At 63.0% G+C, this 22,792-nt stretch carries 20 protein-coding genes; 7 read left to right on the forward strand and 13 right to left on the reverse strand.

Annotated elements, in window-relative coordinates; translation table 11 throughout:
* Window positions 1-263 precede the first annotated feature (263 nt).
* From oxlT to DCG74_RS17925, 5 genes are all read right to left on the reverse strand, one after another.
* Complete coding sequence (oxlT, locus tag DCG74_RS17905) at window positions 264-1,553, reverse strand: oxalate/formate MFS antiporter (protein WP_172784267.1); 1,290 nt, start codon at window positions 1,551-1,553, stop codon at window positions 264-266.
* A 410-nt stretch (window positions 1,554-1,963) separates the two neighbouring features.
* Window positions 1,964-3,463, reverse strand: a complete 1,500-nt coding sequence (locus tag DCG74_RS17910; protein ID WP_172784268.1) for a tripartite tricarboxylate transporter permease — start codon at window positions 3,461-3,463, stop codon at window positions 1,964-1,966.
* Window positions 3,464-3,504: 41 nt separating this feature from the next.
* Window positions 3,505-4,002: a tripartite tricarboxylate transporter TctB family protein gene (locus tag DCG74_RS17915; protein WP_172784269.1), complete on the reverse strand. Its 498-nt coding sequence runs from the start codon at window positions 4,000-4,002 to the stop codon at window positions 3,505-3,507.
* 95 nt (window positions 4,003-4,097) lie between these two features.
* Entirely contained in the window at window positions 4,098-5,105 is a 1,008-nt protein-coding gene (locus DCG74_RS17920; RefSeq protein WP_172784270.1) for a tripartite tricarboxylate transporter substrate binding protein, read from the reverse strand.
* A 460-nt stretch (window positions 5,106-5,565) separates the two neighbouring features.
* On the reverse strand, window positions 5,566-5,706 hold the full coding sequence (locus tag DCG74_RS17925) for a hypothetical protein (RefSeq protein WP_172784271.1): 141 nt from the start codon (window positions 5,704-5,706) through the stop codon (window positions 5,566-5,568).
* Window positions 5,707-6,060: 354 nt separating this feature from the next.
* Between DCG74_RS17925 and DCG74_RS17930 the strand changes: the two genes are divergently transcribed.
* Complete coding sequence (locus tag DCG74_RS17930) at window positions 6,061-7,392, forward strand: Hsp70 family protein (protein ID WP_172784272.1); 1,332 nt, start codon at window positions 6,061-6,063, stop codon at window positions 7,390-7,392.
* Window positions 7,393-7,627: 235 nt separating this feature from the next.
* On the opposite strand, the gene DCG74_RS17935 is transcribed toward DCG74_RS17930, so the two are convergent.
* Together DCG74_RS17935 and DCG74_RS17940 are read right to left on the reverse strand one after the other, a co-directional pair.
* Entirely contained in the window at window positions 7,628-8,071 is a 444-nt protein-coding gene (locus DCG74_RS17935) for an SRPBCC family protein (protein ID WP_172784273.1), read from the reverse strand.
* Window positions 8,072-8,192: 121 nt separating this feature from the next.
* Window positions 8,193-8,882, reverse strand: coding sequence for a hypothetical protein (locus tag DCG74_RS17940; RefSeq protein WP_172784274.1), 690 nt, complete (start codon window positions 8,880-8,882; stop codon window positions 8,193-8,195).
* A gap of 270 nt (window positions 8,883-9,152) precedes the next feature.
* Here DCG74_RS17940 and DCG74_RS17945 point away from each other — a divergent pair, with 270 nt between their 5' ends.
* Entirely contained in the window at window positions 9,153-9,971 is an 819-nt protein-coding gene (locus DCG74_RS17945; protein WP_246708766.1) for an alpha/beta fold hydrolase, read from the forward strand.
* 167 nt (window positions 9,972-10,138) lie between these two features.
* Here the strand turns inward: DCG74_RS17945 and DCG74_RS17950 are convergent, their stop codons facing one another.
* Window positions 10,139-11,392, reverse strand: a complete 1,254-nt coding sequence (locus DCG74_RS17950; protein ID WP_172784276.1) for an acyl-CoA dehydrogenase family protein — start codon at window positions 11,390-11,392, stop codon at window positions 10,139-10,141.
* Window positions 11,393-11,525: 133 nt separating this feature from the next.
* A complete protein-coding gene (locus DCG74_RS17955) occupies window positions 11,526-12,482 on the reverse strand; it encodes a helix-turn-helix domain-containing protein (protein ID WP_172784277.1) in 957 nt (318 codons plus the stop codon).
* 1,329 nt (window positions 12,483-13,811) lie between these two features.
* Between DCG74_RS17955 and DCG74_RS17965 the strand changes: the two genes are divergently transcribed.
* The 3 genes from DCG74_RS17965 (at window position 13,812) to DCG74_RS17975 (ending at window position 14,675) form a co-directional block, all read left to right on the forward strand.
* Window positions 13,812-14,021, forward strand: a complete 210-nt coding sequence (locus tag DCG74_RS17965; RefSeq protein WP_172784278.1) for a cold-shock protein — start codon at window positions 13,812-13,814, stop codon at window positions 14,019-14,021.
* Between the two features lie 113 nt (window positions 14,022-14,134).
* The gene (locus DCG74_RS17970; RefSeq protein ID WP_172784279.1) at window positions 14,135-14,395 is read left to right on the forward strand and encodes a transcriptional regulator; all 261 of its coding nucleotides are present in this window, start codon (window positions 14,135-14,137) and stop codon (window positions 14,393-14,395) included.
* A gap of 55 nt (window positions 14,396-14,450) precedes the next feature.
* The gene (locus tag DCG74_RS17975) at window positions 14,451-14,675 is read left to right on the forward strand and encodes a hypothetical protein (protein ID WP_172784280.1); all 225 of its coding nucleotides are present in this window, start codon (window positions 14,451-14,453) and stop codon (window positions 14,673-14,675) included.
* Between the two features lie 80 nt (window positions 14,676-14,755).
* Here the strand turns inward: DCG74_RS17975 and DCG74_RS17980 are convergent, their stop codons facing one another.
* The 4 genes from DCG74_RS17980 to DCG74_RS17995 all read right to left on the reverse strand — a co-directional run bounded on the left by DCG74_RS17980 (window position 14,756) and on the right by DCG74_RS17995 (window position 19,206).
* Window positions 14,756-14,938, reverse strand: coding sequence for a hypothetical protein (locus tag DCG74_RS17980; protein ID WP_025035185.1), 183 nt, complete (start codon window positions 14,936-14,938; stop codon window positions 14,756-14,758).
* Window positions 14,939-15,360: 422 nt separating this feature from the next.
* A complete protein-coding gene (gene frc / locus DCG74_RS17985) occupies window positions 15,361-16,638 on the reverse strand; it encodes a formyl-CoA transferase (RefSeq protein ID WP_172784281.1) in 1,278 nt (425 codons plus the stop codon).
* Window positions 16,639-16,701: 63 nt separating this feature from the next.
* A complete protein-coding gene (gene oxc / locus DCG74_RS17990) occupies window positions 16,702-18,435 on the reverse strand; it encodes an oxalyl-CoA decarboxylase (protein ID WP_172784282.1) in 1,734 nt (577 codons plus the stop codon).
* Between the two features lie 75 nt (window positions 18,436-18,510).
* On the reverse strand, window positions 18,511-19,206 hold the full coding sequence (locus DCG74_RS17995) for a GntR family transcriptional regulator (protein WP_157282741.1): 696 nt from the start codon (window positions 19,204-19,206) through the stop codon (window positions 18,511-18,513).
* A 349-nt stretch (window positions 19,207-19,555) separates the two neighbouring features.
* Here DCG74_RS17995 and DCG74_RS18000 point away from each other — a divergent pair, with 349 nt between their 5' ends.
* Complete coding sequence (locus tag DCG74_RS18000; protein WP_172784283.1) at window positions 19,556-21,685, forward strand: acetate--CoA ligase family protein; 2,130 nt, start codon at window positions 19,556-19,558, stop codon at window positions 21,683-21,685.
* Between the two features lie 197 nt (window positions 21,686-21,882).
* The gene (locus DCG74_RS18005) at window positions 21,883-22,725 is read left to right on the forward strand and encodes an IclR family transcriptional regulator (protein WP_172784284.1); all 843 of its coding nucleotides are present in this window, start codon (window positions 21,883-21,885) and stop codon (window positions 22,723-22,725) included.
* Window positions 22,726-22,792 lie beyond the last annotated feature (67 nt).

Raw genomic sequence — 22,792 nt, forward strand, 5'->3', positions numbered from 1 at the left:
GAGAACCTCCCAACGCGCCCGTTTGGTCGCGCATCAGTTTGCCAAGATGACCTGATGTCGCAAATGTTGTGGCTTATCGTCGCAGGCGCGGGGCGGAGATTGGTATACCATATTCCAGTTTGCAAGCCCTATCTTGGTTCCCTTTCCACAAAATGCGCGGGTCTGCCTGACTCCTACGGGAGCGCGGGATCTTTGCGTCCAAACGAAAACGCCCGGCCGTTGAGGCCGGGCGGTGGTGTTTGGAAGCCGCTGTTTGGGGCGGGTCAGATCGTCGATTTGGCGACCACGACCTTGCGCCAGGGCTTGAGCACGGCGATCGCCAGCAGCGAAGCCAGGATGTTGGCGCCGGCCGCGATGATGAACACGCTGTCCCAGGTGCCCGACGACTGCTGCATGTAGTTGGCGATCGGCACCAACAGCGCGGCGGTGCCCTTCGCGGTGTAGAGCAGGCCGGCATTGGTGGTCGCGAACTTGGCGCCGAACGTGTCGGTGCAGGTCGAGGGGAACAGCGAGTAGATCTCACCCCAGGCGAAGAACACGAAGCCCGAGAGCAGCACGAACCAGACCGGATCGTGACCCCAGAGATAGAGCATCCAGATGCCGAAACCTTCCATGCCGAAGGCGATGAACATCGTGTTCTCGCGGCCGATCATGTCGGAGATCCAGCCGAAGAACGGACGCGTCAGGCCGTTGAGCACGCGGTCGATCGTGGCCGCGAAGGTCACCGCCGTCATCGTCACCGCCATCAGCGTTACCGGCACGCTGTCGACCTTCCAGTCAACCGCGATCGGCTTCAGGTTCGCGGTGACCATCAGTCCACCCGCGCCGACGATCACGAACATGAAGTACATCAACCAGAAGATCGGCTGGCGCAGCACTTCGGTCGGCTGATAGTTGCGCCGGGTCTGGATGATATTGGCATTCGCCACCACGTTCGGCACCTGACCCGCTTTTGGCGCGAGCAGGAAGAAGGCGAGGATGCAGATGATGATGCCTTGCCCAAGGCCGAAATACAGAAAGGTGGTCTGGAATCCGCTGTCCTTGATCATCGCCTGGATCGGCGCGACGGTCAGCGCAGAGCCTGCGCCGAAGCCGGCCGCCGTGATGCCGGCCGCAAGACCGCGCTTGTCCGGAAACCATTTCAGCGCGTTGCCGACGCAGGTGCCGTAGACGCCGCCGGCGCCGATGCCTGCGATGATCATGCCGAGATAGTAGCCGTTGAGCGAGGTCGCCTGCGCGTTGATCGCCCAGCCGATGGCGCAGAGCACGCCGCCGACCAGCACGACGATGCGCGGGCCGTATTTGTCGACGAACCATCCTTCGATCGGCACCAGCCAGGTCTCGAACAGGACGAAGAGCGTGAAGGCCCATTGGATCGAGGCGCGATCCCAGCCGAACTTCTTCTGGATGTCGGGGACGAAGAACGTCCAGCCATATTGATAATTGGCGATCATCACCATCGCCGCCACACCGATCGCCAATTGCGCCCAGCGATAGGCATCGCTTACGCGTGCGGCACTAGGGGCCGCTGCCGACTGCACCATGTCCGTCATCAAAAACCCTCCCGAACGCGCCGATCATTTTTATGCATGCGCTGGCGGGCATCCTGGTATGCAATATGCCAAGATTCAAGCTGGGATGGGAGGGTGCGGCGAAATAACGCGGGCTTGTTCACATGCGCCAGGAGGGCATGATTGTAAAGCCCCGATCGCGCTCGGCGGACGGCGGCGATTGCAGCTTGTCCAAGATAAACCGTTGGTTTTGCGTTGCTTTTTCTTGGTTAGCGATACCGCAGGACGCTATTGAAAGCTTTTGCGCTCGGAGATTTTTCCACGCCTGCATTGGTCGCGTCCGCCGACGCGCAGTCCGTGGCGGGGGCGCAATTCCTGGAATTCTATATTCCAGAATTCTGGAGTGCGGCAATTTGGCGTTCGCGCCGATGCAGTTTACGCAGATCCCGGCCTTACGCCATCGACGTACGGAGCCGGCTGTAGCCTTCCTGGATCGCGGACCAGAACAGGGCGACCAGGCCGAGCGCCATGATGGTGCTGACGAGGCCGTTGGAGAAGAACACCCCGAGCGAACCTTGCGAGCCCAGCAGCGATTGGCGGAATGCTTCCTCCGCCTTGTCGCCGAGCACGATGGCGAGCACCAGCGGCGCGAGCGGATAATTGCACTTCTTCAGGAGATAGCCGAGCACCCCGAACACCAGCATCAGCATCACGTCGAAGGTGCTGTTGTGCACCGAGTAGGCGCCGATCGCGCAGAGCACCAGGATCAGCGGCGCGATGATGCCGAAGGGCACGCGCAGGATCGCGGCGAAGATCGGCACGCAGGTCAGCACGACGATGAGGCCGGCGAGATTGCCGAGATACATCGAGGCGATCAGGCCCCAGACGAATTCCTTCTGCTCGACGAACAACATGGGGCCGGGCTGCAGGCCCCAGATCAACAATCCGCCGAGCAGCACGGCGGCGGTCGGCGAGCCGGGCACGCCGAGCGACAGCATCGGCAGCAGCGCCGAGGTGCCGGCGGCATGTGCGGCCGTCTCCGGCGCGATCACGCCCTCGATCTCGCCCTTGCCGAAATTGTTGCCGCGTCGCGCCAGGCGCTTGGCGATGCCGTAGCTCATGAAGGAGGCGGGCGTGGCGCCGGCGGGCGTCACGCCCATCCAGCAGCCGATCAGGCAGGACCTCAGCGAGGTCATCCAATAGGCGGGCAGCTCGCGCCAGGTCTGGAGTACGACTCGAAGGTTGATGCTGGCATTGCCGCCGCGGAAGGCGAGCCCTTCCTCCATGGTCAGCAGGATCTCGCCGATGCCGAACAGGCCGATCACGGCGATCAGGAAGTCGAAGCCGTTGAGCAGCTCAGTGACGCCGAAGGTCAGCCGCAACTGCCCGGTGATCGAATCGAGGCCGACCGCCGCGAGCGCAAAGCCCATCATCATCGCCGCGATGGTCTTGAACGGCGGCTCCTTGCTGAGGCCGACGAAGGAGCAGAAGGCGAGGAAGTACACCGCGAACTTCTCCGCCGGACCAAACCGCAGCGCAAAGCCTGCAACCAGGGGCGCCACCAGCGTGATCATGATGACGGCAAACAGCGCGCCGACGAAGGACGAGGTGAAGGCAGCCGTCAGGGCTTCGCCGGGCTTGCCCTGCTGGGCCATCGGATAGCCGTCGAAGGTGGTCGCCACCGACCATGGCTCGCCCGGTATGTTGAACAGGATCGAAGTGATGGCGCCGCCGAACAATGCGCCCCAATAGATGCAGGACAGCATGATGATCGCCGATGTCGGCGGCATGCTGAAGGTGAGGGGAAGCAGGATCGCGACGCCGTTGGCGCCCCCTAATCCCGGCAGCACGCCGATGATGACCCCGAGCGTGATGCCGATCACCATCAGCATGATGTTGTAGGGCTGCAGGGCGACCGCGAAGCCGTGAAACAGGTTGGCCAACTCTTCCATGTCAAAACGTCCTGCAGCAGCAATTGAATGAATGCGTAGTCTTACAGACCGAGCCATTCCTCGAGCGGCCCCTTGGGCAGCGGGACCAGGAACCAGCGCTCGAAAACGAGATAGGTCACGACGGGCATGCCGACCGCCACTGCGACGACTGTCAGCCAGCGATAGCCGCCGAGCCAGCGCATGAACCAGGCGATGAACACCATCGAGGCGACGTAGAGGCCGATGAACGGCATTGAGCCGACATAGATCGCGGTCGGCACGACGACGCTCATGACCTGGCGCAGCTGCCCCCATTCCGCGAACAGCCGGCCATCGTCGTCGCGCCGCGCATGCCAGAGGTTGATGGCGCTTGCAACGACGATGGCGCTGCCGACATAGAAGGGGAAGAACCCGGCGCGCGGCCCCTCCGCGCCCCAGTTGATGCCGGCCTTCAGGCTGCCGACGATCACGATCAGGCCGAACACGCCGATCAGCAGCGCCGTGCCGAATTCCAGCGTCTTGTGTGCGGGGCCGGACTCGGATCCGGATCGTTCAGTCATGAGCCCTCCAGGCGGAATCGCAGTGCTGCGCAGTCGAGGAGACGGCCGGAAGCAGCGTCCTCAGCCGTCATCGATGTCGCGGGTCAATTCGCGGATCAATTTCCCGGCGCGAGGAAGCCGGCTTCCTTCATCAGGCCTTCGTGGCGCTTCTCCTCCGCCTCGACCCATTTGGCGTAGTCGGCGCCGGTCAGGAAGGTCGTGTTGAAGGCGCCGCTCTTCATGAACTCCTGCCATTCCGGCGTCGCGCGGACCTTCTTGAACAGCTCGACATAATATTCGATCTGGTCCTTCGTGGCCTTGGGCGACATGAAGATGCCGCGCAGCATGAGATATTCCATAGCCAGGCCCTGCGACTTGCAGGTCGGAATGTCCTTCCAGGCCTTGCCGTCGGCGATCGGTTCGTCATAGGCCATCGGCTGGGCGTCGAAGACGCAAAGCGGACGGAGCTTGCCGCCGCGCCATTGCGCCACCGCCTCGATCGGGTTGTTGACGGTCGAATCGACGTGGTTGCCGACGAGCTGGACCGCGACTTCGCCGCCGCCCTTGTAGGGGATGTAGGTGAACTTGGCGTCGATCGCCTTCTCGATGCCGACCGTGATGATCTGGTCTTCCTGCTTCGAGCCGGTGCCGCCCATCTTGAACGAGCCGCTTGGCGCCTTCTTCGCGGCTTCGACATAGTCCTTGACGCTGTTGTAGGGCTTCTCGGCATTGACCCAGAGCACGAACTCGTCGAGCGCCAGCATCGCGACCGGGGTCAAATCCTTCCAGTTGAACGGGATGCCGGTCGCCAGCGGCGTCGTGAACAGGTTCGAGAGCGTGATGATGATCTTGTGCGGATTGCCCGACGAGGTCTTCACGTCGAGAAAACCTTCGCCACCCGCACCGCCGGCCTTGTTGATGACGACAAGCGGCTGTTTCATCAGATTGTGCTTGGTGACGATGCCCTGGATGGTGCGCGCCATCTGATCGGCACCGCCGCCGGTGCCCGCGGGCACGATGAACTCGACCGGACGGACCGGCTCCCAGGCAGCCCGGCTTGCGGTGCTGCTCGCGCATGACATCGCGATTGCCGCCAAAGCGACATTCAGAACGAATGGCTTCATCTGTTTCTCTCCCTGTCGAACCCTCAACGCAGCCGCTCTTTGTCGGCTTGCGTCAGCCCATCTCGATTCAAATGCCTGGTGTCGCCCATGGTGCCGATTCTCCCATGGCAGTCCCGATAGAAACTCTATGAGCAGGGACAACGCGCGGCATCCGCTCCTTTCGGCTAAGCCTCGGCCAAGGTTGGTGCAAATGTGCCCCTCGGCTGCTCCCGCTGCGCTAGGTTGTCCTCCGCCTTACACCTTTGATTGTTCAATTGGGCCTGCTGGTCGAATGGTATGCGAGATGCCAAGGGGCAAACAATCGGATCGGCGGGCACGTCGGTGGACGAATCGTCGCAGCTGGGTCGCGCGGAGGCAGGCGTAAAACGAAAATGGCCCCGACATGGGGGGCCATTTAATCCAAACAAATGGGTCTCGGGTGGTGTGCGGTCCCGCCGTTGCGCGGGGCCGCCAAGCTGTCTTACAGGCCGAAACGCGGCAGGTCGCCATTGTGGTTCGAGATCTCGGCGCTTGCCAGCAGGAACCGATCGACCGCGGCCATGAACCGGGCGAACAGCGAGGAGGAGGAGGGGGCGAAAGCGACGGAGGCGGTCTTCGACATCGGAATTCCCTTTCTTGAGACGGTCAGCCTTGCTGTCTCATTTCTAGGGCAATCTATGTATACCAGATGCCAGTGTCCATGCCCGTGGTTGCATAGCAGCATGCAGTCTATCGCATTGCAGCATAATAGTGGGTTAAAGGGTCCGGTTCGGACATAAAGTTGCCGATGCGGACACACGGCGGCGCCTTTCTTGAACAAACGGGCACTAAAGCCGGCTGAAAAAGCGGTCCGAGAGGGGCGACCTGGCCCCAGGCGGTCCGGGTTCCGGCCGTGCTGCAATGCAGGACCCTTGGCATGGTCATGCAAAGCCGCTAGTGGTCCGCCCCCTTATCCAATCCTCCCTCAGAGTGGTTCATGTCGAGCGCCTCGCCCGCCGTCTCGATCGGCATCGATTTTGGCACGAGCAACACGGTCGTTGCGCTGGCGGCGGACGACCGCCGGGTCGAGGCCATTCGCTTCGACCATGGCGGGCAGCGCCACAGCGTCTACGTGTCGGCCCTGTGCTTCTGGGAGGATCGGCCGGGCGCCGGCGCCCAGGCCGAGGGCGGGCCGTGGGCGATCGAGCAGTTTCTCGAAGGGCGCCACGTCTATCGCTTCCTGCAATCGTTCAAGACCTTCGCGGCGAGCTCCAGCTTCAATACCACGCAGGTGTTCCGGCAGCGCTACAAGTTCGAGGACATCCTGGCGGCTTTCCTGCGCACGCTGGCGCGCCACGGCGGGGACAAGTTCGGCTTCGAGGCGGCCAACATCACGGTCGGTCGCCCGGTGCGCTTTGCCGGCGGCAATCCCGACGAGACGCTGGCGATGCAGCGCTACCGCGCCGCGTTCGAGCGCTTGGGCGCCGGTCACGCGCGCTATGTCTACGAGCCCGTGGGCGCGGCATTCTCCTTCGCCCGCAGGCTGGAGCGCGATGCCACCGTGCTGGTTGCCGATTTCGGCGGCGGCACCAGCGATTTCTCCGTGATGCGTTTCTCGCGTGCGGGCGGCGTGCTTCGCGCCGAGCCGCTCGGCCACGCCGGCATCGGCGTTGCCGGCGACACCTTCGACTATCGCATCGTCGATCACATCGTCTCGCCGCGGCTCGGCAAGGGCTCCAGCTTCCGCTCCTTCGACAAGGTGCTGCCGGTTCCGACCGGCCATTACACCAACCTCGCGCGCTGGCATCAGCTGGCGATGATGAAGAGCAACGGCGATCTGCGCGAGCTCCGCGAGCTCCAGCGCACCGCGCTGCAGCCGCAGCTGCTCGAGGATTTCATCACCATCGTCGATCTCGACCTCGGCTTTGCGCTGTACCGCGCGGTGTCCGACGCCAAGGTCGCGCTGTCGGCGCAGGACGAGGTCGACTTCCGCTTCAAGGGCGGCGGCGTCGACATCGGCGCGGCCATCACGCGCAAGAAATTCGAAGCCTGGATTGCAGACGACATCGCCCGGCTCGGCGCCACCGTCGACAAGGTGCTGGCCGAGGCCCGCATCGCCGCGCGCGAGGTGGAGAAGGTGTTTCTGACCGGCGGCACCTCGTTCGTTCCCGCGGTCCGAAAATTGTTCGCCGACCGCTTCGGCAACGAGCGGCTGATGTCGGGCGACCAGTTCGAGTCGATCGCCTACGGCTTGGCGCTAATCGGGCACAGTTCGGATCCGGACAGGTGGACCGCGGACGGCGAGCTCAAGCGGAAGGCGGGCGCGTAACGATCATTCGTCATTGCGAGCGAAGCGAAGCAATCCAGACTCGTTCTGCAGAGGGACTCTGGATTGCTTCGCTTCGCTCGCAATGACGACGTTGGTAGAGCGGCGCATCTGACCGAACAGCCGTAGGGTGGGCAAAGGCGCGCTCTTCGCGCGCCGTGCCCACCATCTTTGAGAGGTTTAGAGAGCGTTGGTGGGCACGCTGCGCTTTGCCCACCCTACGATGCTGATGTCGTTGCTACTGGTTGATCTCCGGCTCGACCAGCCGCGCCAGATTCCGCAGCGACTCCTGCCAGCCGAGATAGCAGGCCTCGACGGGAATGACGTCGGGCAGGCCCGACTGCGTGATCTCGACCTCGGTGCCGACCGAGACCTTCTTCAGGCTCACGGTCACCTCGATCAGGCCCGGCAGGTTGGGGTCGTCGAACTTGTCGGTGTAGCGGAGGCGCTCGCCGGGCACGAGCTCGACGAATTCGCCGCCGAACGAATGGCCGTTGCCGGTCGTGAAATTCCGGAACGACATCTTGAACGTGCCCCCGACCTTGGGCTCGAAATGATGCACCGTGCAGGTAAAGCCGTTCGGCGGAAGCCATTTCGCCATCGCGTCGGCTTCCAGGAAGGCGCGATAGACCTTCTGCGGGCTGGTGGCGAGAACGCGGTGCAGGCGGACGGTATTGGGCATGGTTGTTATCCCTAGTGATTGATGGGCCCGAGTTGGCCTCTATGGCCCATTCATGTCACGAGGACGACGGGCAAGCCGCCGATCCGACAGGTGGTTTGGATTTTTTTTGGTGCCCTGTCCGCTAGACGGCTGCGACATCCTGCGGTGTCATCGTGAATGCCAGCCTGTAGCGGCCAGTGATGAAATTCTCGCGAGCGCCGGCTGCCTGAAGCGATGACGCCGAAAACTGGCCGGCGATCACGTCCTCGACCACATCGGCATCGTAACCCGATAGCAGCACGATCCAGTCGGCGGTGCTGTCCTTGCCGCGGATCTGCTGTTCGGTGGTGGGCGCACTCGTCCGGGGTGTGTCGGTGAGGAGGAGGTGGGCACCGGTCAGCCCCGGCTTCTGCGCCAACGCGCCGAGCATGTCCGAAAGGCGCGCCTGCAGCGCCGCCTCCCGTCCGGCCTCCGGCGATAGCCTGATGGTGGCCAGCGAAGTCGCCACACCCCCGCCAAAGCTGGCGACGATCCGGCACTGGCTGCGGATCATGCCGAGATGATGCGGCATCATCTTCGTCGACCATGGCGTCGGCGCGTTGAGCCGGTCGAGATAGCCTTTCGATGTGAGGACGTCGTAATGCTCGAGTTCATAGAGCACGAAAAAGCCTTCGGCGTCGGTCTTGCTGGTCCATCGCGACCCGCGCCGAAAGCCTGGAATGCTCATCCGCTCGGGAAAGTGCTCATGCGAATGCCAGTCGCCGAACTCGGTGCGCTGCTCGGGGTGAACGCTCCACCACATCGCAACGGCGGCCTTGCCGAGCAGTGACATGCTGATCTCCCTCTCGTTGTCCGGCAGATTGCTTCAGGATGCGCTCCCGATCAATCAGCCACAATTCCGCTATCGTTCCCCGCTCAGCTTCTGCGCGAAATCGGGGGACTCTCGTTGCGCTGCACGCTTTGGGTTTTTGCCGCCATCCTCTGCTGTCTCGGCTCGCCTGTGCAGGCTGCGGGGATTCAGCTTCTCCAGTCCGATCCGGCGCTGTCAGGTGCAATCTGGTATCCTTGCACGAGTGAGCCGACGCATGTGGCGCTCGGCAGTTTGTCGGTCGGCGCCGATTTCGACCTGAAGGGCGCGAAGGATTGTCCTGTCACGGGCGCGAAGCTGCCGCTCGTCATCTACTCGCACGGCCGGGGCGGATTTTTCGGTCAGCAGCACGACACGGCGGAGGCGCTGGCCGATGCCGGCTTCATCGTCGCCGCCATCAATCATCCCGGCGATACGGTCGGCGACTCCTCAAGGCGCGATACCCTGTCGGTTTGGGGATCGCGACCGGCGGATATTGTGCGCCTGCTCGATTTTCTGTTGAACGACTGGAAGGACCGGGCGGCGATCGATCCCACCAGGGTCGGCTTCTTCGGCTTCTCGCTCGGAGGGGCGACTGGTCTCGTGCTGATGGGGACCACGCCGGATTTCGCCAGGGTCGCCGGCCTGTGCAGGGAGACGACCGGCGCGTGCGCGCAGCTTCACAATGGCGAGACGCCGCCTGAGCCGATACGGGATGCGCGCATTCGTGCAGCCGTCATCGTTGATCCTGCGCCGGCTACCCTGACGCGGGAGAACCTCGCTCTCGTCAAAGTGCCTTTCCAGTTCTGGCGATCGCAGTTCGGCGGACCCGGCGTCGGCGACGGTTCGGGCAACGCACGCGTCGCTGAAAGCTTGCCGGGTAAGCCTGACATTCACGTCGTGCCGGCCGGCCACTATGCGTTCCTCGCACCGTGCTCGGCCGATCTCGCTGCGGCCGTTCCGCGCATCTGCACCGATGTGCCGGCAGGCTTCGACAGGGCCGGATTTCATCGCGAGTTCAACGCGGCGGTGGTGGGGTACTTTCATCAACAGCTCGCCGGCGGAGATCAGTGAGCATCGGGCATTCGCGAGGAGCGAGGATGAGGCGACTTGGCTCGGTAATCGGCTGACGCGCTGTCGATGGCATTTCGCCGTGCTACCCCCGCTGGCCGGCGGCACTCGGCAGTCAGCCAAACGCGCCTCTCCATCCCGCGCGGCTCACAAGCGACCTCAGAGGCCACCTATGCGCCGAACATGCCGTATGGCGCGGTGAGCGAACTGTAGGTCGGACTCTTGATGATATTGTGCAGGTTCCTGCGGCGAGCCCCCATATTGCCGCCATCGTAGAGCGGGAAGCACATCGCATCATTCATCAATTCCGCCAGCGGGTGCATGTCGGTGTAGCTGTCGACACCGACCAGCCGCATGGCGTCATAGACGACATCGACGCAGGTTTCCGAGCAGAACACCTTCGTCATCACGGCAAGTTCGTGCTCCCTGCCTTTGGACAGGTCGAATTGCTGGCAGGCCTTCCAGGTCAGGTACCGGCAGGCCTCGATCTTCATCTTCATGTCGGCCAGCATGTAGCCCACTGTGGAATATTCGATGATCGGATGCGGCCCGGAGCGGGCATCCTTCCGCGCGAACGCGACCGCATGGTCGAACGCGGCGCGCATGACCCCGACGCAGGCGGCTCCGATCAGCGCCGCAGTCCACGCAAAATTGGTCGAGACGATCTCGATCCCGTCTCCCGGCTTGCCGATGATATTGCCGGCGGGAACGCGGACATTCTCGAACTTCATTCGCGGCGAGATCGTAGCCCGATGCCCGGCCGTATCCAGAATCCCCGTCACCTTGACGCCCGGCGTGCTGCCCGGAACCATGATCACGGCCAGGGAGTCCTGTGCGCCCTTGCTCGGATCGGTCCGGCAGACCACTGCGAAGAGATGGCAATTCTTGCCATCCCAGCCGGTGCCGTTGGTGGTGTAGTGCTTTTCACCGTTGATCACCCACTCGTCGCCTTCGCGGATGGCGAAGGTCTTCACGCCGAAGCGCGGATCCGGGGCATCGAAATTCGCGCCACCCGTCACCTCGGTGAAGGCGAGTGCGCCGAGCAGGGATCCGTCCTGGATGAAATCGGGAAGCAGGCGCTGCTTCTGCTCCTCGGTCCCGAACATGATGACGGGCTTGACGCAAAGGCCGGTTCCGAGCATCGCACTGGGAACGTTGACGTCGACAACGCACAACTCTTCCGCCGCAAGCGCGAAATCGAGCGTCGAAACGTCGGTGCCGCCGACCTCCTTGGGAAACAATCCCTTCACGAAACCGGCGTCGACGCCCATCTTGTGGAACGGCCTGATCGCATAGAAGCGGTCATCCGGCTTGGCGTAGTTGCGAATGGTCGCTCGGACGTCCTTGAGAGCTGTTTGCGCGAAGGCACGCGCGCCGTCACGAAGCGCGATCTGATCTTCGCTGAGCCTGAAGTCGATTGCCATGGCGATCTCTCCCCGCGAGAAATGAATGCGCGCCGAAGCTAACGCCACGGCGGCGTTCGATCTTGGCTGGGAGTGACGAAAGAGTTGACCTGGAGTGCACTTCTCGCGGGATCGCGCGGGACGTCGCCGGAATCTATTCCTGCCGTTGCCTCAGTCGATATGCGCGCGGCGAAGCTCCGAAGCGCTGGCGGAAACTTCGGTTGAAATGGGAGATGTCGTTGAAACCCCAGCGGAATGCGACATCGGAGATCCGCGATTGCGCTGAAATATCGAGATCGCCTGCGCAACGGAGCAGTCGGCGCTCCAGCACGACTTGGCCGAACGATCTGCCCTTTTCCTCGAAGATCCGATGAAGATAACGAACGGAAATCCCGAAATGCGCGGCAACGGACGATGCCGATAGCCCGGCATCGGCCAAATTCGTTTCGACGAACTTCACGATGGCCGCGTAGAGGGCGCGTTGCGCGGATTGGCGCTGCCCAATCCGCGTCGCCTCGGTGGCACCGAGGGACAGTGCAGCCAGGTTGACCACATCGGCCGCGAGCGGCTCGATGGCCTCCGATGGCAGCTCGGCCACGCGCATTGCGATCGATTTCAGGAATCCGATCGTGATCTCGCCCAGTGCCTGATCACCTGACACGCATATACCGGTCGAACAGTCGGGCGTCTGCAGCAACGGCCGCAACATGTGGCGCGGGATACGAAATGAGAATACGTTCCAGTCGTCCATGAAGTCGAGGAAGTAGGGCCGCGTCGAATCCACGATCGCAAACTGGTTCGGGCCGACGATCGTTTCCCGGCCTTCGGTCTCGTAACGGCATCGGCCGCTCAATTGAAGATTGAGGAAATAGACCTCTTGCGGCGACCTGCGGATTTCCGCCTCGTCACGGATGACGTGGTGCGCTTTGGACTGGACCGTCGTCACGTTGATGGTTGACAGCGGATGCGCGGTGACGCGACTGGGAAAGCGGCCTCTGTTATGGTCTCGAGGCCGCTCCGGTCTCAGCGTCACGAAGGCTTCGCAGAGGACCTCGCGCCAATAGACGAACTGTTCGTGGTCGGGCAACTCTTCGGTGTTCCAGACTTTCATCGACCACCTCTCTCGGCGCGATGGTTCATCGACAAGCAAAGCCAGTGCCATTCCAGTGGGGTTGCGGCCGCTTCGTTACTTCTGATCGCCAACGGCTCATCCGAACCATGACGCGGTCGAAGCTGGCGGGTCGCTCAAGTGTAGTCCGAGCGGCCGTTATGCCGGAGCCGGCAGCAGCCCCGGACGCTTCACCAGCGTAAAGGCCGCAGCGGCCAACGGGCAGAGGACCCCGACGAGAAGAAACGCGGGCACGAGGCTAGGCCCGGGCCAATCCCCGCTCAAGAGCAAATCGACGGCAGAACAGCGAGCGCTCCCCGTTCAACGCTACCGCTTCAACTTCCCGGAGAATCGGCGAAGAGTTCGCGCCCCGTTCGCCTCCACTGGATCAACTCCAGTGGGTTTGACTTACGCTGTCGGCCGATGGCAGCGGCCTCACGTCCACGTCAGCGAACTTCAGGAGGCCGCGCGGAAGCAATCGACCCGTCCGGGGAACAGACCACGATCAGCTGGATCAGGCTCCCGATGCTCGGCCGATCTCGCCGCGGCCGTTCCGCGCATCTGCACCGATGTGCCGGCAGGCTTCGACAGGGCGGCCTTTCACCGCGACTTCAATGCGGCCGTGGTGCAGTTCTTTCGCGGGCAGCTCGTCAGCGGAGATCGCTGAGCACCCGGTCCAGGTGTTCCGTCATGTCGGAGCTCTCAGGCCAGGAGAGTTCAGCCATGCCTCGATCTCGATGGCCGTCTCGTCCTGCCGTACCCTTCGTAGCAGCCTTTCGCGATGCTGACCGGGAGGAAGCAAGTGGGCTTCATCTCGCGAGCGTCTGGCGTCGTCTGTCAGACGTTGCTTGAGACTTTCGGTTCGCTTGATGTCGTTTTGACGCCGTCCCATGGCGCTGCTCCATGCTGGAGGAGGCGGGAGCGCTATGCGTTCTCATCACCGGTAGATGCCACGAGCCGGGCGGTGATGACGAAGTCTACCACAGATCGCGAGAGGATCGATCATTTAGACTTGTCATCTGCCTGGAACTCCGGAGGAGATCATCGCCGTGTCGAAGTGACGCGCGCGCTTTGTGACGATCTCGTCTGGCACTTGCGCCAGAGATCAGGAGGCGAATCCTCAAACGCGAAAACGTTCCACCGCAGGCGGGCGCAATTATATACGGCTCGAGCCTTGTAAGTGCTCGCGATGAGGTATACCTTCAACCTATTCGTTCAGCCGCTGTGCTTGTTGAATGCGCCTGCGGGCTCCTTTTCCAGAGACATCGACGAATTGAATCGATCTGCGTGAACGTCACGCGGAATGCGCGCCTATGCGCTTTGGAGAAGAGAATGACGACAGGTACTGTGAAGTGGTTCAACGGCCAGAAGGGCTTTGGATTCATTCAACCCGACGACGGCGGCAATGACGTGTTCGTTCACATCAGCGCGGTCGAGCGGGCTGGTCTTGCGGGTCTCGCCGAGGGCCAGAAGGTCAACTTCGAGACCAAGACCGATAAAATGCGGGGCAAGGTCAGCGCAGAGAATCTCTCGCTGGCTTGAGCTCTGTACGGCCGTTTCACGGATGTACTGAAACGGCTATGTGACCCGCTCGATCGTAAGGGATTGAGCGGGTTCTATCCGTTGCCGAGTAGGCGAAAGACGAGCGCGACGCGATGAGCGCCAGGAAATCGGCCGAACCGTCTCCCGAATCCATCGCGCGATCCGAGCGTCAACGCTTGGCCGCCGAAGAGGGCGCGCGGGCGATCGCCGATGTCGAAAGGCGCGCTGTCGATATCCGCAGCAACATGGCGCGGCTGCGCGAGCTGCGTGAGGCCAAGGAAGCAGCCGAGCAAGCAGCCAAGCAAGCAGCCGATGCCAGTTTTCGCGCATCGGCGCCTGCACCGAAGAAGCGCACGAGGAAATTGCCGAGATAGCCGAATTCGACAGTGCAGACGATGGATCTGAAAGGGGCCGTTCACATGCGAATGAGTGCAAGTCGTGCCTAGGATCAAACCGGACGGCGGCGGCACAATCACCTTCTTTCTTGCGCTCGGCGCGGGCCGACAGCTGTGCCGTCTTGCGACGACCTTCCAGACGCAGAAGCAGGCCTTCAGCTACCTTCAGAAATATCGGACGGAGTTCGAGCGCATCGCGCGGGCGCGGCTGGCTTCCGGGGAGCTCGAGGACGGGGTCATCGTGCTCTCGATGCTCTGAAGCTTACCAAGGTCGGTCTCTCTTCGTCCACAGAGATTGCCTGGCCGTGTCGAAGTAATAACGCGGGCACCGGCAATCCCTTATCTGCGACGATTTCCCTGCTCGGCCTCTCGCGCCAGCCGTTCCGCTTTCAGGCGTTCGCGATTTTCGTGATGGGATTGTTGCGCCTTTGCATAGTCGGTCATCGGCTTCTTGGTCTCGACCGGCTTGAATGCCTTGTTGGCCTCCCGCAGAGCCCGGGACGCGGGATGATCTCTCGTCATGTCGACCTCGATGTCGGCGTAGGGGAACGCGGCTCGAAACACGCCCGAGCCGGCGTGTCCGGCTCGCGAGCCGGTAGCGTTAGACTTGTCGTCGGATGGCCGGCTGCGCTCCGAGCGTGCTCCGGTGCAGGAGACAACGAGGCGCAACCCGGTCGGTTCCAATTAGGCGGCTTCAATTCGGCATTGATGCTTGCTCGGCTCGCACTGACTCGCCTGGCGACCATGGCATAATACCCCTGTTTTGCCCGACGGGTCAGGATTTTTTTCGTCGAATCAGAAATCCCGTTGCGTGCCAATGGGATGGCTACTGTGCATGGGGTTGTTTTCCGAGTTTTGATTTCGAGCCTGCGGCTGCACGCCTTCCCAAGCAAAAAGGGCCGCCCCTTCGGGCGGCCCTTTCGTCTCGTGCAATGTGGGGCCGCTTACTCCGCGGCCTGCTTCTGCGGCGGGTCGAGCGCGCCGGACTTGTGGATCTCGGCGACCTGGTGATCCGAGAAGCCGAGCACCGAGCGCAGGATCTCGTCGGTGTGCTCGCCGAGCAGCGGCGAGCGGGTCACGTCCGCCGGCGAGTCCGACAGCTTGATCGGGTTGCCGACCGAGACGTACTTGCCGCGGGTGGGGTGATCGACCTCGACCACGGTGCCGGTGGCGCGCAGCGACTGGTCTTCGGCGATCTCCTTCATCGACAGGATCGGGCCGCAGGGGATGTCGTCCTTGTTGAGGATCTCCATCGCCTCGAATTTTGTCTTCGTCATCGTCCATTGTTCGATGCGGGCGAAGATCTCGTTGAGGCGCGGCAGGCGGGCGGCCGGCTTGGCGTAATTCGGATCGGTCTTCCAGGTGGGCTCGCCGATCACGTCGCAGATCTTCTCCCAGACCGGGGCCTGGGTGATGAAATAGATGTAGGCGTTGGGATCGGTCTCCCAGCCCTTGCACTTCAGGATGCGGCCGGGCTGGCCGCCGCCGGAATCGTTGCCGGCGCGCGGCACGGCATCGCCGAACGGCACGCCTTCGCCGAACTGGCTGTATTCCTTGAGCGGGCCGTGGGCGAGGCGCTGCTGGTCGCGCAGCTTGACGCGGCAGAGGTTGAGCACGCCGTCCTGCATCGCGGCGGTGACGCGCTGGCCCTTGCCGCTGTGGGTGCGCTGATAGAGCGCCGTGACGATGCCGAGCGCGAGGTGCAGGCCGGTGCCGGAATCGCCGATCTGCGCGCCGGTCACGAGCGGCAGGCCGTCGCGGAAGCCGGTGGTGGAGGCGGCGCCGCCGGTGCACTGGGCGACGTTCTCATAGACCTTGCAGTCTTCGTACGGTCCGGGGCCAAACCCCTTGATCGAGGCGACGATCATCTTCGGGTTGATCGCCTGGATCTTCTCCCAGGGGAAGCCCATGCGGTCGAGCACGCCGGGGCCGAAATTCTCCACCAGCACGTCGCACTTCTTGATCAGCTCGGTGAGGACCTCCTTGCCCTTGGGGTTCTTGGTGTCGAGCGTAATCGAGCGCTTGTTGTGGTTGAGCATGGTGAAATACAGGCTGTCCACGTTCGGGATGTCCTGCAGCTGGCCGCGGGTGATGTCACCCACGCCGGGGCGTTCAACCTTGATCACGTCGGCGCCGAACCAGGCCAGCAACTGCGTGCAGGTCGGTCCGGACTGGACGTGGGTGAAGTCGAGAATGCGAACGCCCTCGAGCGCTTTCGTCATCATATTGCTCCGTACTCTGTCTGCCCCTGCTAACCACAGGGAATAAGGGTTGAAGGGGTGGACTTACTTTTTCTTCTGCAGGACGCTCTGCGGATTGAGGTTGCCGATGCGGCCACTCTCCGAGCCTGCGGCCGGATCGATCACCGCGTTGATGAGCGTCGGCTTGCCGGACTTCATGGCGTCGTTGACGGCACGCTTCAGCTCGTCCGGCGAAGTCGCGTTCACCCCGACGCCGCCGAAGGCTTCCATCATCTTGTCGTAGCGCGCGCCCTTGACGAACACGGTCGTCGCCGGATCGTCGTTGGCGCCGTTGACGTCGGTGCCGCGATAGATGCCGTCATTGTTGAAGATGACGACGCAGATCGGAAGGTTGTAGCGGCAGATGGTCTCGACCTCCATGCCGGAGAAGCCGAACGCCGAATCGCCCTCCACAGCGAGCACGGGATGGCCGGTCTCGAGCGCAGCCGCGATCGACTGGCCCATGCCGATGCCCATCACGCCCCAGGTGCCGACGTCGAGACGCTTGCGGGGCTTGTACATGTCGATGACGCCGCGGGCGAGGTCGAGCGTGTTGGCGCCTTCGTTGACGAGGATCGCCTCGGGATAATCCTTGATGACGTTCTTCAAGACGCCGAGCGCGCCGTGATAGTCCATCGGCGATTTGTTGTTCATGAGCTTCGGCGCCATCTTGGCGACGTTCTCTTCGCGCTTGGTCGAGACGGCCTTGGTCCATTCGGTGGGCGGCGCGGTCCAGCCGGAGCCCATCGCCTGGTTGAAGGCGGAGACCACCGAGCCGATGTCGCCGACGACGGGCGCGACGATCTCGACGTTGGAATCCATCTCCTTCGGCTCGATGTCGACCTGGATAAACTTCTTCGGCGTTTCGCCCCAGCTCTTGCCCTTGCCGTGCGACAGCAGCCAGTTCAGCCGCGCGCCGATCAGCATGACGACGTCGGATTCCTTCAGCACGGTCGAGCGGGCGGCGCCGGCGCATTGCGGATGGGTGTCGGGCAGCAGGCCCTTGGCCATGCTCATGGGCAGGAACGGCACGCCGCTCTTCTCGACGAAGCTCTTGATCTCCTCGTCGGCCTGCGCGTAGGCCGCGCCCTTGCCGAGGATGATGAGCGGACGCTTGGCGCCCTTGAGCACGTCGAGCGCGCGCTTGACCGAAGCGGGCGAGGGGATCTGCGCCGGCGCCGCGTCGATCACCTTGACCAGCGACTTCTGGCCGGCCTCGGCGTTCATCACCTGGCCGAACAGCTTTGCCGGCAGGTCGAGATAGACGCCGCCCGGACGGCCCGAGACCGCCGCGCGGATGGCGCGGGCGAAGCCGATGCCGATGTCCTGGGCGTGCAGCACGCGATAGGCCGCCTTGCACAGCGGCTTGGCGATCGCGAGCTGGTCCATCTCCTCGTAATCGCCCTGCTGGAGGTCGACGATCTCGCGCTCGGAAGAGCCCGAGACCAGGATCATCGGATAGCAATTGGTGGTGGCGTGGGCGAGGGCGGTGAGACCGTTGAGGAAGCCGGGCGCCGACACCGTGAGGCAGACGCCGGGCTTCTTGGTGAGATAGCCGGCGATGCCTGCGGCGTAGCCGGCGTTCTGCTCGTGACGGAAGGAGATCACGCGAATACCGGCGGCCTGCGCCATGCGGCCCAGATCCGTGATCGGGATGCCCGGCACATTATAGATGGTGTTGATGCCGTTCAGCTTGAGCGCGTCGATGACGAGATGGAAGCCATCCGTCAGTTCCTGCTCGGTGCCCGGTGCTTCGGACTTGGTCGCGGTATTCAGCATGGGCCTTGTCTCCCTGGTCTCAAGGTCGTTGGGGCGAATTGTTCGCCCTTCTGGTGAACGTTGCTAAGCGAAGAGTTACGTAAACAGTTCTTGGCCGTGCGCTTCGACGTAAGCGGCAAGGCCGAGGGTGTGATCGCGGGCGCGCTTCTCGGCGAGCTCGGTGTCGCGCGCCTCCAGCGCTTCGATGATGCCGAGATGCTCGGGCAGTGACGTCGCGGTGCGGTCCTTGCGTCCGATGGTCAGCTGGCGATAGCCGCGCACGTGCAAGAGCAGGTCGTTGGTGAGATCGACCAGCACTGGCGATTCCGACAGCGAGATCAGCGCCTGGTGGAACGCGATGTTGGCGCGCGAATATTCCTCGACGTGATCCTCGGGCAGGCGGTCCTTGCCGAAATCCTTGAAATAGTCGCGCAGCGCCGTGATGTCCTTCTTCCGCGCGGTGGTGGTGATGAGCCGCGCCGCCATGCTCTCCAGCGCCGCCCAGGCGCGGATCATGTCGACGATCTCACTCTTGGTCCGGCGCACCACCATGATGCCGCGGCGCGGAACCGTCTTCACGAAACCGTCCTGCTCGAGCATCGCGATGGCTTCGCGGATCGGGGTGCGACTGACGCCGAGACGTTCGGACAGCGCGCGCTCGTCGAGCATCACCGGCTCGGGCGTCGAATAGATATCCATCTTGAGGATGGCTTCCTTCAAGGCGTCATACGCCTTGTTCTTGAAGCTGCTCTCCGGGGCAATACGAACGATTGCGATGTCTGCCTCGGCCATGTTCGGCAACGCCTTGGTTGGTTTCCGTAGTGACACGACGAATCTCCTCCAGTGGGAGTCGTCTTTTACAGGAATATTAACGGGAAAGTTTTTGGCATACCACATGCCAGAATGTCAAGCTGGCTATTTTTTGCGGCGTTCTGGGGCGTGCACCAGCTTGACAAGTTGGCTTCTGGCATACCAAATGCCATCGCCAGCCATTTTTGATCCAAGCCGGCGGAGTAGTCTTGGCTTTATGCCACTCCGTTCCGCCGCATGGAACAGAGCGCGGCGAATGGCAAGCATCACGGGCAGCCGCAAACTCGCGCGCGCTTTGAAAAGAACGAACTCAGGTCAAGGGAGAAGCCACATGTCCAATTCCAAAGATGCCGTCCGCAAGGTGCTTGACCAGGTCAAGGCGGACAACCGCACCAGCCTGACAGCGCCGGAAGGCAAGCTGGTCTGCGACGCCTACGGCATTCCGGTGCCGAAGGAGGGCGTGGCCAAGTCGGCGGGCGAGGCCGGCAAGATGGCTTCGTCCATGGGCTTCCCGGTGGTGATGAAGATCGTCTCGCCGGACATTCTCCACAAGACCGAAGCCGGCGGCGTCATCGTCGGCCTCAAGACGGCTGAAGAGGCCGAGAAGGCCTACGAGACCATTCTCGGCAACGCCAAGAAGTACAAGGCCGATGCCAAGATCGAAGGCGTCCAGGTCCAGCAGATGCTGGCCGGCGGCACCGAGGTCATCGTCGGCTCGATCACCGACGGCTCGTTCGGCAAGCTGGTCGCCTTCGGCCTCGGCGGCGTGCTCGTCGAGGTGCTTAAGGACATCACGTTCCGCCTTGCGCCTGCCACAAAGGAGGATGCGCTCTCGATGCTCGACGGCATCCAGGCGCATGAGATCCTGAAAGGTGTGCGCGGCGGCGAGCCGGTGAACCGCAACGCGCTCGCCGATGTCATCGTCAAGGTCTCGCAGCTCGTCACCGATTTTCCCGAGATTGTCGAGCTCGACCTCAACCCAGTGTTCGCAACCGCGAAGGGGGCCACGGCCGCCGACGTCCGTATTGTCGTCGACTTCGCTTATGTGCCGAAGCCGAAGCCGCGTCCGACCGAAGAGATCGTCGCGGCGATGAACCGCATCATGCAGCCGAAGGCTGTCGCCGTGGTCGGCGCCTCCGCGGAGGACGGCAAGATCGGCAATTCCGTGATGAAGAACCTCATCAACGGCGGCTACAAGGGCGAGATCTATCCGATCCATCCCAAGGCCGCCGAGATCCTCGGCTACAAGGCCTACAAGAGCGTCAAGGACGTGCCAGGCGTGATCGACGTCGCGGTGTTCGCGATCCCGGCGAAATTCGTCGCCGCCGCGCTGACCGAATGCGGCGAGAAGAAGATCCCGGGCGCTGTGCTGATCCCGTCGGGCTTCGCTGAAGCCGGCGCGCCTGAGCTGCAGGCCGAGATCGTCGAGGTCGGCAAGAAATACGACATCCGCCTGATGGGGCCGAACATCTACGGCTTCTATTATACGCCCGCCAATCTCTGCGCGACCTTCTGCACCGCCTATGACGTCAAGGGCCATGCGGCGCTGTCGTCGCAATCGGGCGGCATCGGCATGGCCATCATCGGCTTCTCGCGCTCGGCCAAGATGGGCGTCTCCGCGATCGTCGGCCTCGGCAACAAGTCCGACATCGATGAGGACGATCTGCTCGCCTTCTTCGAGCAGGACCCGAACACCAATCTGATCGCGCAGCATTGCGAAGACCTCAAGGACGGCCGCGCCTTCGCGGAAGCCGCCAAGCGCGTCTCCAAGAAGAAGCCTGTCGTGGTGCTCAAGGCCGGCCGCACCTCGGCTGGCGCGAAGGCGGCATCGTCCCACACCGGCGCGCTCGCCGGCAACGACCGCATCTATGAGGACGTGTTCAAGCAATCCGGTGTGATCCGTGCCCGCTCACTTCGCCAGCTGCTCGAATTCGCCCGCGGCGTGCCGGTGCTGCCGACGCCGAAGGGCGAGAACGTGCTCATCATCACCGGTGCCGGCGGTTCGGGCGTGCTGCTGTCGGACTCCTGCGTCGACAACGGCCTGTCGCTGATGTCGATGCCGCCGGATCTCGATGCGGCCTTCCGCAAGTTCATCCCGCCGTTTGGAGCTGCCGGTAATCCCGTGGATATCACCGGCGGCGAGCCGCCGATCACCTATGTCAACACCGTGAAGCTCGGGCTGTCGGATGAGCGCATCCACGCGCTGATCCTCGGCTATTGGCACACCATCGTCACCCCGCCGATGGTGTTCGCCCGCAACATGGTCGAGGTGAAGAAGGAGATGGAGGCCAAGGGTTTTGTGAAGCCGATGGTCGCCTCTCTCGCCGGCGACGTCGAGGTCGAGGAAGCCGCCGAATATCTCTACCAGAACGGCATCCCGGCCTACGCCTATTCGACCGAGCTGCCGGTCGAGGTCCTCGGCGCCAAGTACAAGTGGGCGCGCGGGGCAGGGCTGCTCTGAGCTTGCGTTCGCCTCTCCCCGCTTGCGGGGAGAGGTCGGAATTTGCGCAGCAAATTCCGGGTGAGGGGGACTCTCAACGAGTCTGTCTCTCACCGTCTTTGTGGAGATAGCCCCTCACCCCCGCCCTCTCCCCGTAAGAACGGGGAGAGGGCGAAGAGGCGGCTCGCGTCTTGTCTGATTGGCAAATGCAGGTCGCGATGAGCAAGAACGTGATCCGGCGCAAATCGTTCGAGCCTAAATCGGCCGCGGAGGCTGATAACGAGGGCCGCGACGGTGGCGTGCAGTCGGTCGACCGCGCGCTGTCGATCATCGAGACGCTGGCCGAGGACGACGAAGGTTATCGTCTCAGCGATCTCGCGATCCGCACCGGCCTGTCGGCGTCCACCGTGCACCGGCTTCTCGCAACGCTCGAAAGTCGCCGTTTCGTGCAGTTCGACCGTGGCGAGTCCAAATGGCACGTCGGCGTGCGCAGCTTCACGGTTGGCGCCAGCTTTGCGCGGCGACGCAATTTCTCCGCACAGGCCATTCCATATTTGCGCAAGCTGCGCGATCTCACCCGCGAGACGGCCAATCTCGCCGTGGTCGACGATGAGTTCATCATCGTGCTGACCCGCATGGAAAGCCGCGAGATCATGCGCTCGCTCACCAAGGTCGGCGGCCGCGTCCCCATGGTGACCTCCGGCGTCGGCAAAGCGGTGCTCGCAACCTATTCAGACGAGGACGTCGGCGCCGTCATCCGCCATCACGGCATGCCCCGCCTGACCGAGAAGTCGATCGTGCGCCCGAGCGACCTGTTCAGGGAGCTCGAGAAAATCCGCAAGCAGGGCTTTGCCGTCGACGATGAGGAGGCGCAGATCGGCCTGCGCTGCGTCGCGGCGGTGGTATACAACGCGTTGGCCGAACCGCTTGCCGCGATCTCCGTATCCGGCATGACCAGTCGGGTCACCGACGAGCGGTTGCCGGAGATCGGACAAATCGTCCGGGAAGTGGCGGCCGAACTGACGGCTGCGCTCGGTGGGGTCATCCCGGCGCCCCGCTGACCAAAAACCCTGAGGCATGTCACTGGACAGCATCGGCCGTTTTGGTTGATATGCGACCAAACGACAC

It is taken from the genome of Bradyrhizobium sp. WBAH42 (genome assembly GCF_024585265.1).
Classification (GTDB): Bacteria; Pseudomonadota; Alphaproteobacteria; order Rhizobiales; family Xanthobacteraceae; genus Bradyrhizobium.

Bases quoted from the DNA above. Each gene is read 5' to 3' on its own strand.
- oxlT (WP_172784267.1), bottom strand. From the start codon at position 1,553: ATGACGGACATGGTGCAGTCGGCAGCGGCCCCTAGTGCCGCACGCGTA.
- DCG74_RS17910 (WP_172784268.1), bottom strand. From the start codon at position 3,463: ATGGAAGAGTTGGCCAACCTGTTTCACGGCTTCGCGGTCGCCCTGCAG.
- DCG74_RS17915 (WP_172784269.1), bottom strand. From the start codon at position 4,002: ATGACTGAACGATCCGGATCCGAGTCCGGCCCCGCACACAAGACGCTG.
- DCG74_RS17920 (WP_172784270.1), bottom strand. From the start codon at position 5,105: ATGAAGCCATTCGTTCTGAATGTCGCTTTGGCGGCAATCGCGATGTCA.
- DCG74_RS17925 (WP_172784271.1), bottom strand. From the start codon at position 5,706: ATGTCGAAGACCGCCTCCGTCGCTTTCGCCCCCTCCTCCTCCTCGCTG.
- DCG74_RS17930 (WP_172784272.1), top strand. From the start codon at position 6,061: ATGTCGAGCGCCTCGCCCGCCGTCTCGATCGGCATCGATTTTGGCACG.
- DCG74_RS17935 (WP_172784273.1), bottom strand. From the start codon at position 8,071: ATGCCCAATACCGTCCGCCTGCACCGCGTTCTCGCCACCAGCCCGCAG.
- DCG74_RS17940 (WP_172784274.1), bottom strand. From the start codon at position 8,882: ATGTCACTGCTCGGCAAGGCCGCCGTTGCGATGTGGTGGAGCGTTCAC.
- DCG74_RS17950 (WP_172784276.1), bottom strand. From the start codon at position 11,392: ATGGCAATCGACTTCAGGCTCAGCGAAGATCAGATCGCGCTTCGTGAC.
- DCG74_RS17955 (WP_172784277.1), bottom strand. From the start codon at position 12,482: ATGAAAGTCTGGAACACCGAAGAGTTGCCCGACCACGAACAGTTCGTC.
- DCG74_RS17965 (WP_172784278.1), top strand. From the start codon at position 13,812: ATGACGACAGGTACTGTGAAGTGGTTCAACGGCCAGAAGGGCTTTGGA.
- DCG74_RS17970 (WP_172784279.1), top strand. From the start codon at position 14,135: ATGAGCGCCAGGAAATCGGCCGAACCGTCTCCCGAATCCATCGCGCGA.
- DCG74_RS17980 (WP_025035185.1), bottom strand. From the start codon at position 14,938: ATGACGAGAGATCATCCCGCGTCCCGGGCTCTGCGGGAGGCCAACAAG.
- frc (WP_172784281.1), bottom strand. From the start codon at position 16,638: ATGACGAAAGCGCTCGAGGGCGTTCGCATTCTCGACTTCACCCACGTC.
- oxc (WP_172784282.1), bottom strand. From the start codon at position 18,435: ATGCTGAATACCGCGACCAAGTCCGAAGCACCGGGCACCGAGCAGGAA.
- DCG74_RS17995 (WP_157282741.1), bottom strand. From the start codon at position 19,206: ATGGCCGAGGCAGACATCGCAATCGTTCGTATTGCCCCGGAGAGCAGC.
- DCG74_RS18000 (WP_172784283.1), top strand. From the start codon at position 19,556: ATGTCCAATTCCAAAGATGCCGTCCGCAAGGTGCTTGACCAGGTCAAG.
- DCG74_RS18005 (WP_172784284.1), top strand. From the start codon at position 21,883: ATGAGCAAGAACGTGATCCGGCGCAAATCGTTCGAGCCTAAATCGGCC.